We start from the raw sequence: 15,504 nt of genomic DNA, 5'->3' as shown, positions 1-15,504 counted from the left end.
GAGGAAAGTATTTTGTCAGTCTTTACCATAGCCGTCGTCACAATGGGCCAACCCCATTGCTTGAGCGCACATCATCGCATCCGGTCAGCCGGAATTGGCGTGACCGCGCTTTCGCACCCGGTTTTCACGTCGATCCATTTCAACGCAGCGTGACAGAAGTCCGACAGGGGAATTTGCTCAATGCAAGCTGAACATTGCCAGGTGCTCATCGCGGGCGGCGGCCCGACAGGGATGGTCTTGGCTTATGCGCTCGCGCTCCAGGGCGTAGAAGTCCGCGTGCTGGAATCGACGCCGCGGTCTCTGGAAGACATGCGGGCATCGACGATCCATCCGCCGACGCTGGATATGCTCAAGACACTCGGCCTGCTCGATGAGTTGCAGGAGATCGGCCTCAAGGCACCGGTCTATCAGTATCACAATCGTCAGACCGGAGCATCCTACAGTTTCGATCTGCACGATATCGCCGATCTTACCGAACATCCCTATCGTCTTCAATGCGAGCAATTCAAACTCGTCCGCGTGATCGTCGAGCGGTTGAAGGCCATGCCCAACGCGCATGTCGAATTCGGCACGATGGCGCTGCATTTCGAGCAGGATGCCGATGGCGTGACCGTGAATGCGGAAACGCCGATGGCGATTAAAACCTATCGCACCGATTATCTGATCGGCGCTGACGGCGCGAATTCCACTGTCCGGAAATGGCTCGGCACGGAATTCGATGGCTTCACCTATCCCGAATTCTTTCTGACACTATCCACCGACTATCCGATCGAGGCGCATTTGCCATGGGTCGCCGGCGTGAACTATGTCGCCGATCCGCCGAAATGGTGCGTGCTGCTGCGGGTTCCCGAATTATGGCGCATTCTCGTACCCGTGTCGGGCGACGAGTCCGACGAAGCGGTGACCAGCGATGCCCGCAAGGATGAAGTGTTCCGGCAATTGCTCGGCCCGGATGCCCCGACGATCACGACGAAACACCGCACGGTCTATCGCGTGCACCAGCGCGTTGCGAAGACCTTCCGCGACAAGCGCGTGCTTCTGATGGGCGACGCGGCACATCTCAATAACCCCTTGGGCGGCTTCGGCATGAATTCGGGAATCCATGATGCGTGGAATCTGAAGGACAAATTGCTCCCGATCCTGCTTGAAGGCGCCAATCCGGATCCGCTGCTCGATCGCTATGAGCGTCAGCGCCGCAAGGTGACGTATGATTTCGTGCAGGCACAGACGATCGCCAACAAGAAGGCGCTTGAGGAGGGGCTCGCCAGTTCATCGCGCGAGGCGCATTTCACGAAGTTGAGCAACGATCGCGATGCCCGCCGCGCTTATCTGCTTGAGCAGAGCATGTATGCTTCGCTCAAGCGGGAGGCCGAAATTCCGTAATGATCGGATCAGGCGTCGGCCATGCCGACGCCGATCTTCGCGGCAGTGGCAGTCATCGTTTCGACATAGCGCGCGATGGCGTCCGGCTGCTTCATCGACGCCGCAAAATAGATCAAGGTCAGCGCCGCTTCGAAATGCCCGCCGCGCATGATCGGCACGGCGATCGAGGACGTCTTGCCCGGCGTCAGATTATGGCGGCCCCAGCCTTGGGCGGCATAGCCTTCGGAGCGGATCTTCGCGAGTAGCTCCGGCGTGTAGAACTGGTTGATGCGCGGATCCGTATTGTCGAGCTGCCCCATCCAGCGCCGCACATCCTCGCGCTCCTCCGAACTCATATGCGCCAGGCAGACGCGTCCCGACGCGCAATCGAGGATCGGCAGCGTGAAGCCGGGATAATAATTCTCGAACGTGAGCGATGTCTCGGCATGGGTGGAATCGCGTACCACCATGTTGGTGCCCACCCGTACCGTGATGGATACGGGCCAGCCGACCGCCTTGGTGAGATCATGAATGAGCGGGCGGCTGACGCTGACGAGGCGGCTGCCCGGCTGATAGCCATGGGCCAGCGAATGGACGAGCGCCGTGGGGCGGTAATTCTTGCGGGACGGTTCCTGCTCGACCAGCCCTTCGTGCATCAAAGTCTGAACGATCCGGTACGCCGTGGGATAGGGCATGGTGCTCTGCCGTGCGATCTCCATCATGGAGAGTGATCCGTATCGATTGATGATCTGCAACACGGCGATCGACCGCGAAACCGAACGTATGGGAACACCTTTTTCCATGAACATTCTCCGAATCGTCACATAAGTGTAAAGCTCACTGTTGGGAGACGTATATCCAATAGGCGGATGATGGAATATCCGCCTGCCGGATAAATGGGCGTGGAACGTGATCGACCCGTCACTGAAAGAAAAGGATTTTGTACGAAAGGCCCGGCTTATCCGCCGGGCATATTGCCGCCGTCTATCGGCAGATGCACGCCGGTGATGGCGCGGTTGGCGGGATCGGCCAGGAAGAGCACACCCCGCGCGATATCTTCCGGAGACGCCAGATAACCCATGGGCGAAAAGCCGGTCATCCGGTCCAGGAAGGATTCGGGCGAGTCTCCCGCCAGCATATTGCCACGCAGCATATCGGTATCGACGGCACCTGGCAGGACGGCGTTGACGCGAATATTATAGGGTGCAGCCGCCGCGGCAGCGGTGCGCGTCGTCATCAACACCGCAGCCTTGGATCCGCAATAGGCGCTGGCGGTGGGCGTGGCCTTGATCGACATGCCGGACCCCATGTTGACGATCGCCCCGCCGCCGCGGGGCTTCATGCGGCGGATGCCATGCTTGCAACCGAGGAAGACGCCATCGGCATTGATAGCGAAATGCTTGCGCCACAGATCGAGCGGCATATCCTCAAACGGGACATTGGGCTGAAAGAAGCCTGCGTTGTTGACCAGGATATCGACCCCGCCCCAAAGCGCTTCAACCCGATCGAGCAAGGCTATCCATTGCGCTTCATCCGCCACATCGAGTGGCATTGCGCGTGCGTCCGCTCCGATTTCGGCTGCCAGATCCGCAGCGGCCGCAGCATCCATGTCGCCAATCACCACCCGGGCGCCCGCCGCGGCAAAGGCGCGCACGATCGCGCGGCCCAGTCCGCCTGCGCCACCGGTGACGATGACGACCCTGTCTGCAAACGCGCCGAGCGGACCGATCACACCGGCACAGTCCCGCAATCATAAGCGAACAGGCCGAGCGTCTCCTCGTTTCGCAGCTTCTTCATGCCGAACATCTCGGCATCTTCCCCCTGCATCCGATCGGCGTTGGCGTTGGATTCGAGCTGGATCATGCTCGCGCGCTCCAAGCGCGCGGCTTCATAGCGGGTCAGCGCCTCGCCCATATCCGCCGATGCGCTGAGCACGCGTGCAAGCACGATGGCATCCTCGATCGCACTGGATGCGCCCTGACCCAGAAATGGCGTCATGGCATGGGCGGCGTCGCCCAACAGGGTGATCCGGCTCCCGATCGACCAGGTTTTCAGCGGGGTCCGTGCGTTGATCGCCCATTTGAACAGCCGATCCTCGTCGACATGCGCGATCATCTGCTGAACGGGTTCGCACCAGCCTTCGAAAATATGCTCGAGTTCGCTGCGTTTGGCGGGAATGGTCCAGCCATCCTGCTCCCAGCCCGCCTGTCTGCCGAAGAAGACGAGATTGAGCAGGCTCGCCTCGCGCAGAGGATAGAAGACCACCATGCGGGCGGGGCCGATGAAATTGCCCGGCAACGCCGCATATTCCGCCAGCGCGCCATCGGCGGGCACCAGCGAGCGGAAGGCGATATGGCCCGTGAAATGCGCGGGCTCCGCCTCGAAAAGCTGCCTCACCACCGATTTGAGCCCATCGGCCCCAACGACCAGATCGCCCGAGAAGCGGCGTCCATCCGCCAATTCGACAGTCGCGCTGCTGTCATCCGACAATACCGTGCGCACCGCGGCGTCCAGGTGAATCCGTCCGCCCGCCTGCTTTACCGCATCGACCAGGATGGCATGGAAATCGGCGCGATGCGCATAGACATAAGGCGCGCCATAATCGTCCCGCATCTTCGTGCCGCGTTCCAGCGTGAGCAGCGTGCGGCCGTCCTGCCAATGACGCACGCTCTGGCGCACCGGCTCGATCGACTGGGCAGTCACGGCATCCCCAAGTCCCAGATATTGCATTCCCAACATGGCATTGGGCGCCAGCGTGACGCCTGCGCCGACATCGCCCAGCACAGGAGCGGCCTCGAACACCTCGACTTCAAAGCCATGACGGAGCAGCGCGAGGGCTGCGGTCAGACCACCGATACCGCCACCGCAGACCAGAATATGAGCGTTTTTCATCAGCCTAATTGCCCCGGAATATGGGTTTCGTGATTCTGGAGATACCATTCCGCGATTTCTTCGCGCGTCGCCCACCACACGCCGGGCAGAGACTTGGCGTGCTCGATGAATTGGCGGATGGCGCGGATGCGGTGCGCACGGCCGGCGACATGGGGATGCAGGCCGACATTCATGATCCGGCCGGATGTCGCGCCCTCCTCGTAAAGCACGTCCAACTCTTCGATCAGGGCGTCGCGGAATTGATCGGTGGTGAAATTCTTACGGGTGATGAACGTGAAATCATTGATTTCGTTGGAATAGGGCACCGATACGATCGGGCCATTGGGCGTCCGCAGCAAATAGGGCTGATCATCATTCATGATGTCACAATAGAAAGTGCACCCCTGCTCTGCCAGAATGTCTGCGGTCTGCAGCGTCCCGCGCAGTGAGGAACTGAGCCAGCCTTTTGATTTGCGGCCGACATGCTTTTCGAAATGATCCAGCGTGCGCAAGACGATCTCGCGCTCCTTGGCGGGATCCTTGGCGAAATCAGTGAGCAGTTCGCCCTGTTCCCAATTATGCGTGAGCAACTCCCAGCCCCGCTCCAGCACGGCGTCCGTCATCGCCTTGCGCCGGTCGAACGTCACGGCATTGGTGGTGCAGCTTGCCTTCACGCCGAGCGAGTCGAACAATTCGAACAGCCGCCAGATCCCCACACGCTGGCCATATTCGCGCCAACTATAATTGGGAAAATCAGGCGTATGACCGGGCAGGATATCGGGCAGAATGGCCGGGCCACCGGCATAATAGGGCTTATCCGTATCCTTGGTGAGATCCCAGGTTTCAAGATTGAACGTCATGATCAGCGCGACGTGCGCGCCATTGGGCCATTTCAGCGGCTGGCGGGCGGGGAGCGGGATATAGTCATAGTCCATGGGAGAATTTCCAAGCTGATACGGATGTCGGTCGGCGCGGATGCTGGTCAGAATTCGCTGAGAAGCCTGCCGAAACCATCCTTCTGATCCGGGATACCCATGGATCGAAGCGCGTGCCAGTATGTCGCGGTGTTGATGGCGATGACCGGCTTTTCCAGCCAGAATTCCGCGATCGCAGCCACATGGGCAAAGGCCAGATTGGTGCCGCACTGGATGATGGCGTCCACCCCTTCGGAGACTTCGATGGCTGCGCGCTTCAACGTCTGCTGGCTTTCATGCGCGATCATCATCGGCGACGGGGATTTCAGACCCTTGAGATTGACCACCTCATAGCCCTGATCCTCGAAAAAGCGCTGCACATTGGCATCGCCCACCGGCATATAGGGCGTGATGATCCCGATCTTCTTGATATTGCCATAGGATTTGATCGCGGCGTCCACTGCGGTCGAACCCATGATCACGGGAATGCCGCCGGTGCGCTCCAGCATCTTCTTGTGCAGCCGGTCCGCCCCTTCGGCACCGTCCCAGAAGGTCTCGGCGGACATGCCCATGATGACGCAGCCCGGCTCCATCGACATCGACACGTCGACCGCATCCATCGTGGATTCGCGGATGTTGTTGAGCATGATCATGAACTCGTCGTCCGTCGCCACCTTGGTGTCGGGGATCGAGATGCGCGAGAAATGATTGGTTACGCCGCGCGGTCGCATGTCCTCATATTCGGGCTGGACACTCGTGTTGGTGGACGGAGCCACCACGGCGAATTTCATGCGATGACCCAGGGAGTCCGTCATTCTCTTTATCCTATCATGCTGTTTCGGGAGATGGGTGGCTGCGCCTGAAAGCTGGTCAGGCGGTATCCTGGTCGCCAATATCTGCGACGAATTCGAGGATAGCGCCATCCGGCGCGCGGATCGAGAACATCTCGATCATACCAAAGGGCGCGATCTCCAATCGGATGGGGGCGGTGTAGAGTACGCCGCCTCGCGCCACGATCTCTTGGGCATAAGCGGCTGGAGAGGGCATGTTGAGCCGCATGGTCAGCAGTCCGACATTGGGAGCGATGGCGCGATCGGCATAGTCGCGGCCTTGCATGTCAGCGATCTCGATCAACTCGATCGATCCGTCATTCGATCCCGTCGGATGAACGATCCCGACGCGCCGTTTGCAATGCTGCGCATAAGGCATGGGCAGGCCAAGCACGTCGGCACCAGGCTCCACGCTATCGTCAATGTCCATCGCCATCAGCGGCTTCCAGCCCAGGATATCCTGATAAAAGCCCATTGCCGCATCGAAATCTCGCACGAGCTGCGTCGAATTGAACACCCGCGACATGGGATCAAGCGATGGCAGCGGAAAAGAGGGCGGTCGATGCGGCTGGATGATCGCCAGATTCAGGCCATCCGGACCCGTGGCGACGACTTGGGTCACATCGAACTCGCCCATCACATAATCGACCGGTTCCCCGAATGCGCTCCAGCCATGCTCGCGCTGGAGCCGCCGGTAAAGCGCGCGCGCGTCGGAGGAAAATACGTCCAGATCGAAAATGCCGCCGCTATCCCAGATGCGCTGGCTGGGGCGGATCAAATCCTGATCTACGCCATGAAATTTCACCACCCGGATGCGGCCGCGGCTGTCATGCGGCGGTGTCAGCAGGGTTTGCTCGATCCGCGTGCATCCGGCTGGGACATGCCAGGCCAGCATCTGTTCGGGCGGACAATCGGGCAGGTCCGTGCGCCCATATCCTGCGGCCTGCACCAGCGGGGCGCAGGCGCGATCAATGTCAAAAACGCTCAGGACCGCTTCGCTGATGCCGTACATATATTTCCCTTCGGGCCGGTTCGCGGAATCATGGAATCCGAGCCGCCAGCATCCGTCAGTTTCGGAGGGATGGTGCGTTCGTGAAACAACGATGCCCTTTTGTGTCCGCCTGACGAAGAAGCGCGCTTCGGCGCTGGTCTGCCCCGCCGAGCGGGCGCGATGATTAGTGGAGAAGGAAAGGTGCACGATGCGGTGGCACCCGCGCCCTTCTTCGATACAATTTTCGATCATGACCGCGAAATGGTGGAGTTGCGCCTTGATGAATGAGCATGTCGCAGCGGGTGCAGCCCGCCTGAAAAGCCGGCTGGCACAGGGCGATTTTTTCGTGGCGCCGGGCGTCCAGGATATGATCGCCGCGCTGATCGCCGATCGCGTGGGGTTCGATACGATCTATGGCACGGGCTATTGGCTCACCGCTTCGGCTTATGGAATGCCCGATGCCGGGCTGGTCAGCTATACGCAGATGGTCGATCGTATGCGGACAGTGACGCGGACGAGCAAGGCGGCGCTCATCGCCGATGCCGACACGGGCTTTGGCGGGTTGCTTAACGTGCATCATACCGTGCGGGGTTATGAAGAGGCGGGCGTCGCTGCGATCCAGATCGAGGATCAGGAATTTCCCAAGAAATGCGGGCATTCGCCCGGCAAGCGCATCGTGCCGATGGCGGATATGGTCGCCAAGATCAAAGTGGCGGTGGACACGCGGGATGAGATGCTGATCATCGCCCGCACCGATGCGCGCCAGTCCGAAGGCATGGATGGCGTGATGCGCCGATTGGACGCCTATGCTGCGGCCGGGGCGGATGTCCTGTTCCCCGAAACACTGTCCGGCGAGGCGGAAATGCGCCAGGCGTGCGAGGGCTTTGCTCAGCCTGTGATGGTCAATATGGCCAATGGCGGCCTTTCCCCGATGATGCCGGCCAAGGCGCTTGAGGCCATCGGCTTCGCGTTCGCGATCTTCCCTTCGCTGACCAGCCTGGCCGCAGCCCATGCGATGGAAACGGCGCTCATTCGGCTGCGCGATGAAGGCGATGGTGCCGCCGCGGATATTCCGCTGTTCGATTTCGCCACCTTTGGGAGGTTGATCGGCATGGAGGGCGTGCGCGGCTTCGAACAGAAATGGGCGTTGGAAGAAGGAAATGATCAATGAATAAAGTAGACGTCTCGGCGCTGATCCGCGGCAGCATCATTGTGCGTGACCTCGAGAAAGCGACGACTTTCTATCGCGCACTGGGCCTGAGCGAGACTTATTTCGAAGGCGTGCTGGATGATCCCTCTGCCACGTCGCTACTGGGCTTTGAAGAGCATCATCCCTTCTCGATCCGTATCCTCAAGCGGCCGGGGCCGAATTATGGCATGGTCGGGCTGTTCGAACTGGATGCCGCGCAGGCTGCCGAAAGCCTGCCCCCGGCGGCGGGGCCGGCGCGGATTGGTGAGGTCGCGCTCGTCTTCTATGTGCGCAGCATGGATGAAGCGCTGACGGCCTTGCGCGAAGCCGGGGCCACATGGTCCCCCGAACCGCAGATATTCCGCATGGAGCATCGTGCGCAGCCCGAAGTCTGCCTGCGTGACCCCGACGGCGTTCTGATCAATCTGGTGGAAAACGATCCGGCCGAGCAGGAACGCACCCGCCCCGAGCTGAGCTATCGCGATTGAGTCCCGGAAGGGCGCGCCATCAGTCGATCATCAAAGTCCGAGCGCCCCCGGTGCGATCGCACCGGTCGGATCGAGTTGCGCCTTGATCGCGCGCACAAGATCGAGCGGAGTTTGCTCCAGCCGCGACGCATAAGGATAAGCCCGGCCGAGCTGAAAGTTGATCGCGCCATGCTTGACGTAAAGCGCGATCAGGTCGGCCTTCAATGTGTGCACATAATCCCGTGCTTCCGGATTGTCCGGATAGCGGGGCAGCGCAGCCAGATAGTCCGCAGGGATGGCGCTCGCATGATAGGCGGTCGAGACGTCCGGCCAGTAGATCGCAATCTCATAAAGAAAGCCGCTGGATCCCACCGTGGAAAACATGCCGCCGGTCCATACGCCCAGCCGCTCGAAATCGGCGCGGCGTTCCGCATAGAAAGCATCCAGCGCATCGTGAAATGCGGGCGCTGCGCTATGCGGCATGATGCCGTGCAGCGGCACCCAGCGTTCGCCCGCGGGGCCGAGCGTGTTGTAGAGCGGGGCAAAGGGCATACCGCGAACCACTGCGGGCACGGTCGCCACGATTTCGCGGCCGAGGCCGCGCACCAATTGGCGCAGACGATGCAGACGCGCCTTGGTTTCGGCATCGTCAAACCCTTCGACGATATAATGCGTCATAAAGGCCGCGCGCTGGATCTGCCGCCGGGCGGACAGGCCCGCGCCGATCACCTGACGGACGCCGGCGAGCAGCGAAGGAGAGCTCTTGATGATGGACATCGCCATGGTCAGCGAAGCGCCCGCGCGATCCTGCCGGGCGATCTGCCCTTGAGACAGGGCTGCATCCAGCGCGAAATGCGAATCCTCGATCCGTTCATGCGCGATGCGGCGCATGGATTCGTGCATCGATGCAAAATCGGGAAAGGCAAAGGAGATGGGCCGATGCGCCGGTCGCAGGCGGATCAGCGGCAGGGTGATCCGCGCCTTGACGCCGAACGCCCCGCCATCGCCGGTGAACAGACCGGTCAGATCCGGCCCGAAATGCCGGGCGAAGGGCAGGCCACCCGCCGCGCTCGATCCGGTGCTCAGCAGGTCGCCTTGTGCAGTGATGATATCGATCGCCAGCACGGATTCGGCCGATATGCCGTAGGCGCCGGAACCATGGCTGATCGAATTCTGGGACACCGACCCGCCGACGGTGGCGACCAGACCGGAGAACGGTCCGAGAAACGGAGTCCGAAAGCCGCGCGCGGACAGCGCGTCGGACAGCGCAGCCCAGGTCACACCCGCTTCGACGGTGACGAAGCCGTTCAGTTCATCGATCGTCACGATGCGATCGAGCCGGCTGAGATCGATCAGCAGATGGCCAGAATCGATCGAGAGATAGCCATCGGTATAGGATGCGCCGCCGCCCCGGATTGTGAAGGGGGTGCCGGTTTCCGCAGCGGTCTTGATGACGGCCTGCAGTTCCTCGATGCTGCCCGGCCGGGCAACCGCGAAGGGAAGCGCCAGCCGGCGGTAGACATCGGTCGCATAGCCCTGGATGTCATCTGCGCCGCGCAGGAGATAATCGTCGCCCAGCAATGCAGAGAGCCGCTCCGCGCAGGTTGCCGAGGTGCTCATCCTTGAGCGATTTCGTCAATGACCGCGGTATAGCCGGTGCTGGTTTCGCGCTTCTCGGCTTCTGCCGCCTCTTTGCGCAGGAGATAGAACAGCCTGTCCAGCATCGCCTGCCGCCGGGCTTCGCGTGCTTCCAGCGCTTGCTGGTCGAGCGTCAGGGCCGCGATCTCGCGGGGCATGTCGATGCCCTTGGCGGTCATCACACGCTCCATCGAATCCACGTGATCGGCCAGCACGGAGACTTCCCCGGCCAGCACCATGATCATCGACATCATCTGATCCAGCGCGGGCTCGTCATAGAAGGACGGCCGCTTGCCCTTGGCATCGCGTTTCATTGTCTATCCCTTATCGATCGGATCAGTTCTTGCGGGCGATCAACACTTCCCAGCCACCGCCGGGCGCGAACTCGCCCGCGGTGAAATCGCGTTCCGCCACCGCGCTGGCCGCATCCTGGCTATAGCCGTCAGCCGCCATGGCCGCGAACTCCATCACCGCCATGGGGGCAGTATCGAACCGGATCGTGTCTGGTTCGAAGCCAGCCTTGGTGGCGAGCGCAACCTGGTCCATCTCGCGCATCGCACCCCAGAAGGGCTCATTATTGTAATAGGTTTCGTTATCCAGGATGAACTGGGTGAACGGATCCATCAGGTCGAACGGCGGCAGATCGGCGTGGATCATGTAACCGCCCGGCGCAAGCAGGCGATGGCATTCCTCGAAAATGCGCGGCATCGCCTTGCCCGATGTCTCATGCAGCAGAATGTGGCTCACGATCAGATCGAAATGGCCATCGGGAAATGTGGTCCGCTCCGCATTCATTTGCGCGAAATTCACATCGAGACCCATCGCGCCGGCGCGGGCGTGAGCATAGCGGATCTGCGGCGCGGCAACGTCGATGCCCCATACTTCGGCGTCTGGAAACAATTCCTTATAGGGCAGCGTCGAATGCCCGACCGTGCAACCCATGTCGAGAATCCGCTTGGGCGCAAAACCATCCAGCTTGCGCTTCACATAATTGCAGACCGAGCGGCCGAGATCGTCATTATAGGGGCCGGTATAGCCCATGGAATAGAGATAGACGCCGCGATCATAGAGCGCGCCGAGAGAAACGTCCCTGGCATCATCCGCGCCTTCGCCGGCATAGCCGCCGGGCATACAATGAATATCGAGCGCGGCGACATAGCGGGGCACATCGAAATCGTCGGGGATCAGCAACTGGCCGCTATTGGTGTCCGATTGCTTCCGGGCGCTTTCTTCCAATGTGGGGAGATCGCGCTCGATACTGTCGATCACGCTATCCCACAAAAGCTCCTGGCTGATGCGGTTGACCGCGGCATAATGGCGGAAATACGGGTCCGGGACCATCGCCTTGCGAATGTCATGGCGGTCCACCGGCTCCCGACCGGTTTCTCTGGCGAAACGCTGTGCGGCACGGCTTTTGAAGATCGGCTGGAGGCCGGGCAGCAGCCCCTGCTGCACGAATTGCTTCAGGCTCTTGGCAAATTCTTGGCGTGCGGCTTCGTCCGGCGTGGGCTGCGGCAGCATGTCGTGCGAAATCTGCTGAAACGTATTGAGCATCGTCAACCCTCTCGGTGTCTCGTTCTGCCCCCTGCAGGAATGGCCTAACGCGTTTCCAGCATAACTGCGAGCGGGCGCGATCGGATAAGGCGAATGTTTGTGATCGCTCTATGGATAATCCGGGCACCATCCGTCCAATCGTCCGCTTTGGTTTAATCCGTTCCCACCAGCCGGCTGCCCTTCACGGTCTTTCCGCTCTGGATGATGCGCGCGGTCCCCGAAGATCGCTCGAAGCATCAGTCTTGTTCGAAGGGTGATCAAATTTTCCGTCATGCCAACGACGCGGGCGCGCTGAGTTAAGCCGGGACCGGACGCTCGAGCGGCGCCTCCGCTGTTTGACTGAATCCTTTTCACACGCCAGCCATCGGGCGCAATCGCTTTCGATGGCGACCGATCTGAAAATCAAAGCCATGCCGGGGTTCCCTTGACGCAAATCCGACGCCGCTTCTTCGATCTGCCGGATCGACAGATCCATTACAGGATGAAGCTCGGCCAGGGTCGCACGCTGATCGCGCTGCACGCGCTTCCGGGATCGTCACGCCAGATCGAGGATCTTGTGCGCTGCATTCCGGACCGTCCGGTGATCGCGCCCGATCTCGCCGGTCTGGGAGACAGCGACTCGAACGGGATCGCGCATCCCGCCATCGCGGATTACGCCGCCGATCTGGTGGCGCTGATCGACTCGCTGGGTGAAGATAAAGTGGATCTTTATGGATCGCATACCGGCGCGTGCCTTGCGATCGAAGCCGCGATCATGGCTCCATCGCGGGTCAACCGGATCATTCTGGACGGGGTGCCGATCTTCACGCCGGAAGAAGTGACAGAATATGTCGCCAATTATGCCCCTGACGTGAAGCCGGATATCAACGGGATGCACCTCCTGTGGGCGCATAATTTCTGCAAGGACCAGATCCTGTTCTGGCCCTGGTATGACAAATCGGCAAAGGCTGCGCGCGGTGCTGGCCTGCCGCCGGCCGAACACCTGCATCCATGGGTGCTGGAAGTAATCAAGGGCCGGGATGGCATACCGCCAGGCTATCGCGCCGCATTCCATTATCCCACGCTTGCGCGCCTGCCGCTTGTTGCCCAGCCGGTGCTGTGCATTTCAGCGGTGGACGACACGCTTGCCGAGCCGAGTCGGCGCGCGGCTGACCTCCTGCCGAATGCGACGCTTCACCGGATCGAAAGTGAAGGCGGCCCCATGGCACCGCCGGCGTTGGTTGCGCGCGCCATCGAAGATTTTCTGGGATAAGGGACGGTAAAGGGGCGGGCATGAGCGATAGCGGGGGTTTTCGGGAAGAATGCAGGCGGGGCGGCTGGAGGGTCTTGGTCGCGGCGCTTGTGGGCGTCACGCTGGGGCTGACCTCATTGCCGTTCTACACGCTGGGCGTCTTCGCGCGGCCGATTGCCGAAGATATGGGATGGCCCCAGTCCACCGTTCAATCCGGTCTGGTGTTTTCCATGATCGGCACGGTGATGGTCGCCGGGCTTGCGGGCTGGATGATCGATCGGTTCGGGGTTCGCCGGGTGACGCTGGTCAGTCAAATGTGTCTCGTGCTGGGCTTTCTGCTGTTGGCCAGCCAGAATGGCGATCCTTTGATGTGGCGCGCAAGCTGGTTCCTGATCGCGGTGCTCGGCATCGGCACGTCGCCGCTTACATGGTCAAGGGGCATTGCGGACTGGTTCGTCAACGCGCGCGGCTTTGCCCTTGGCATCGCATTATCCGGCAGCGGGATCACCGCCTTCGCCGCGCCGCCGCTCGTCGATCTGATGATCCAGGCCTATGGCTGGCGGACGGGGTATCTGGCGATCGGAGCCGCCGTCCTGTTCGTCGCGCTGCCGACGGCGTGGCTGCTTTTCCACATGCGAGAGCCGCAGGGGCCGGCCGGTCAGGATGTGAAGCCGATGCCGCTTTATGGCCTCACCTTTGGCGAGGCGCTGCGCGGCTATCGCTTCTGGCTCATATTGGCCAGCTTTGCGGGCATTTCCTTCGCCATCGGCGGCTCCATCCCCAATCTGGTGCCGATGCTGAAACAGGGCGGCGTCGAACATGCGGCGCTTTACGCCAGTTTGCTTGGCGTGAACGTGATCGTCGGGCGGATCCTCGCGGGATATCTGCTCGATCGCTTTTGGGCGCCGCTGGTGGCGGTGGCGATGCTGGCATTGCCCGCTACCGCCTGCGTGCTGCTTGCGCTCGATCTCTCCCCCGGAATCGCTGCCGCACTGGTCGGCCTGGCGGGCGGGGCGGAGTTCGATCTGATCGCCTATCTGTGCGCGCGCTATTTCGGGATGCGCAATTACGGACGCATCTATGCCTGGCAATGGGCCGGTTTCTCGTTGGCCGCCGGGGCCGGATCCTATGGCTTCGCGCTCGTGTTCGATGCCACGGGCAGCTATGATGGCGCGCTTTATGCCGCGGCTGGCTTGATGGGGGCCGGTGGTCTTGCATTGCTCGCACTCGGCCGATACCCCCAATGGGATATCAAAAGCTGATCACGATTATGTTCGCTTGTTGAATAATTGAGGAAGCCCCATTGCGGAATGCCGCATGATCGCTGACTTTCAGCCGGTCAGTAAGCGTCCGATCGCGGTGAGGCTTGCGAAAACCGATCATAAACCGGGCCAGTCCCCTTTTGGAATAGAGGCGAAACATGCGTGCCGCGACCGTCGAGATCGTCGAGGTTTCCGCTCGCGACGGACTCCAGAACGAAAAGCTGATCTTCAGCACGGCCCAGAAGGTCGCGCTGATCGATCGCATGGTCCTGGCCGGGGTGCGCCGGATTGAGGTCGCGAGCTTCGTGCGTGCGGATCGCGTGCCGCAGATGGCGGATGCCGAAGCCGTGATCGCCGCGCTGAACCTGCCCGATGACGTGATCACGATCGGCCTGGTGATGAACAAGCGCGGATTGCTGCGCGCGCTGGAAACCAAAGTGAAGCAGATCGGCGCGGTCTGCGTGGCAAGCGATAGCTTCGCGCAGCGCAATCAGGGGCAAACATCCGCCGAATCGGTAGAATCGGCGGCAGATGTCGTGCGCTTTGCGAAGGCGGAAGGACGCAGCGCACAGGTCACAATCGGCGCGGCCTTCGGCTGCCCCTTCGAAGGCCTTGTCGATCCCGATCATGTTGTGCGCATGGCCAAGCAATTGGCGCAGGCCGGCCCAGCCGAGATTGCGCTGGCGGATACGATCGGCGTGGCCGTGCCCGAGCAGGTTTTCAATCTGGTCGCGCGTGTCCGCCAGGAAATCGGCGCCACGCCGGTACGCGTACATCTTCATAACACCCGCAACACCGGGATCGCCAACGCCTGGGCTGCGGTGCAGGCCGGAGCCGCCACGTTGGACGCCTCGGTCGGCGGGATCGGTGGATGCCCGTTTGCACCCAATGCCACGGGCAATATCGGCACCGAGGATCTGCTTTATCTTCTTCACCGGTCGGATGTGTCGACCGGGGTGGATCTCGATCGCACGATCGAAACCGCGCGCTGGCTCTCGCAGGAGATGCAGCGCGCCGTCCCCGCGCAGCTTAGCCGCGTGGACCCCTTTCCGTCGCGCGAGCACGCCGCATGACGCTGTCTTCAGTTTTAAGGAAGCCTTTATGACATATCGTCTTGGTGTTGATGTTGGCGGGACGTTCACGGATTTGTTGTTGTTTGAGGCGGAGTCTGGTTCGTTTTGGCGGCATAAGACGC

The 15,504-nt window shown here is 61.2% G+C and carries 15 protein-coding genes; 6 read left to right on the top strand and 9 right to left on the bottom strand.

From position 1 onward, the window contains the following. The first annotated feature begins 180 nt into the window (after positions 1-180). The gene (locus tag FHS49_RS18630; protein WP_184021906.1) at positions 181-1,383 is read left to right on the top strand and encodes an FAD-dependent oxidoreductase; all 1,203 of its coding nucleotides are present in this window, start codon (positions 181-183) and stop codon (positions 1,381-1,383) included. 8 nt (positions 1,384-1,391) lie between these two features. Here the strand turns inward: FHS49_RS18630 and FHS49_RS18625 are convergent, their stop codons facing one another. The 6 genes from FHS49_RS18625 to FHS49_RS18600 all read right to left on the bottom strand — a co-directional run bounded on the left by FHS49_RS18625 (position 1,392) and on the right by FHS49_RS18600 (position 6,989). Continuing rightward, positions 1,392-2,165: a helix-turn-helix domain-containing protein gene (locus FHS49_RS18625; protein WP_184021903.1), complete on the bottom strand. Its 774-nt coding sequence runs from the start codon at positions 2,163-2,165 to the stop codon at positions 1,392-1,394. Positions 2,166-2,320: 155 nt separating this feature from the next. Then, a complete protein-coding gene (locus FHS49_RS18620; protein WP_184021900.1) occupies positions 2,321-3,094 on the bottom strand; it encodes a glucose 1-dehydrogenase in 774 nt (257 codons plus the stop codon). Next, positions 3,091-4,254, bottom strand: a complete 1,164-nt coding sequence (locus tag FHS49_RS18615) for an FAD-dependent monooxygenase (RefSeq protein ID WP_184021896.1) — start codon at positions 4,252-4,254, stop codon at positions 3,091-3,093. Before FHS49_RS18615 ends, FHS49_RS18620 begins: the two co-directional genes overlap by 4 nt. Further along, positions 4,254-5,168: a polysaccharide deacetylase family protein gene (locus FHS49_RS18610; RefSeq protein WP_184021893.1), complete on the bottom strand. Its 915-nt coding sequence runs from the start codon at positions 5,166-5,168 to the stop codon at positions 4,254-4,256. The genes FHS49_RS18615 and FHS49_RS18610 overlap by 1 nt, the downstream gene beginning before the upstream one ends. Positions 5,169-5,215: 47 nt before the next feature. Then, positions 5,216-5,962 carry a maleate cis-trans isomerase family protein gene (locus FHS49_RS18605; RefSeq protein WP_184021890.1) on the bottom strand — a complete coding sequence of 249 codons (747 nt, stop codon included), beginning with the start codon at positions 5,960-5,962 and terminating at the stop codon, positions 5,216-5,218. Positions 5,963-6,017: 55 nt separating this feature from the next. Beyond that, on the bottom strand, positions 6,018-6,989 hold the full coding sequence (locus FHS49_RS18600; protein ID WP_184021887.1) for a VOC family protein: 972 nt from the start codon (positions 6,987-6,989) through the stop codon (positions 6,018-6,020). A 229-nt stretch (positions 6,990-7,218) separates the two neighbouring features. Here FHS49_RS18600 and FHS49_RS18595 point away from each other — a divergent pair, with 229 nt between their 5' ends. Together FHS49_RS18595 and FHS49_RS18590 are read left to right on the top strand one after the other, a co-directional pair. Continuing rightward, a complete protein-coding gene (locus tag FHS49_RS18595; protein ID WP_246351059.1) occupies positions 7,219-8,139 on the top strand; it encodes an isocitrate lyase/PEP mutase family protein in 921 nt (306 codons plus the stop codon). Continuing rightward, positions 8,136-8,645 carry a VOC family protein gene (locus FHS49_RS18590; RefSeq protein WP_184021883.1) on the top strand — a complete coding sequence of 170 codons (510 nt, stop codon included), beginning with the start codon at positions 8,136-8,138 and terminating at the stop codon, positions 8,643-8,645. The genes FHS49_RS18595 and FHS49_RS18590 overlap by 4 nt, the downstream gene beginning before the upstream one ends. A 30-nt stretch (positions 8,646-8,675) precedes the next feature. On the opposite strand, the gene FHS49_RS18585 is transcribed toward FHS49_RS18590, so the two are convergent. The 3 genes from FHS49_RS18585 to FHS49_RS18575 are packed head-to-tail and all read right to left on the bottom strand — an operon-like array spanning position 8,676 to position 11,816. Further along, positions 8,676-10,244: an FAD-binding oxidoreductase gene (locus FHS49_RS18585; protein WP_184021880.1), complete on the bottom strand. Its 1,569-nt coding sequence runs from the start codon at positions 10,242-10,244 to the stop codon at positions 8,676-8,678. Next, a complete protein-coding gene (locus FHS49_RS18580; RefSeq protein WP_184021877.1) occupies positions 10,241-10,576 on the bottom strand; it encodes a hypothetical protein in 336 nt (111 codons plus the stop codon). Before FHS49_RS18580 ends, FHS49_RS18585 begins: the two co-directional genes overlap by 4 nt. Before the next feature lie 22 nt (positions 10,577-10,598). Next, positions 10,599-11,816 carry a class I SAM-dependent methyltransferase gene (locus FHS49_RS18575; RefSeq protein ID WP_184021874.1) on the bottom strand — a complete coding sequence of 406 codons (1,218 nt, stop codon included), beginning with the start codon at positions 11,814-11,816 and terminating at the stop codon, positions 10,599-10,601. A 424-nt stretch (positions 11,817-12,240) separates the two neighbouring features. Between FHS49_RS18575 and FHS49_RS18570 the strand changes: the two genes are divergently transcribed. The 3 genes from FHS49_RS18570 (at position 12,241) to FHS49_RS18560 (ending at position 15,382) form a co-directional block, all read left to right on the top strand. After that, a complete protein-coding gene (locus FHS49_RS18570; RefSeq protein WP_184021871.1) occupies positions 12,241-13,068 on the top strand; it encodes an alpha/beta fold hydrolase in 828 nt (275 codons plus the stop codon). 74 nt (positions 13,069-13,142) lie between these two features. Further along, a complete protein-coding gene (locus FHS49_RS18565; protein WP_184021868.1) occupies positions 13,143-14,309 on the top strand; it encodes an MFS transporter in 1,167 nt (388 codons plus the stop codon). Positions 14,310-14,467: 158 nt separating this feature from the next. Beyond that, positions 14,468-15,382, top strand: a complete 915-nt coding sequence (locus tag FHS49_RS18560; protein WP_184021865.1) for a hydroxymethylglutaryl-CoA lyase — start codon at positions 14,468-14,470, stop codon at positions 15,380-15,382. Positions 15,383-15,504 lie beyond the last annotated feature (122 nt).

The organism is Sphingobium boeckii, assembly GCF_014199215.1.
GTDB lineage: Bacteria > Pseudomonadota > Alphaproteobacteria > Sphingomonadales > Sphingomonadaceae > Sphingobium_A > Sphingobium_A boeckii.
This window is presented reverse-complemented; position numbering and strand designations above follow the sequence as displayed.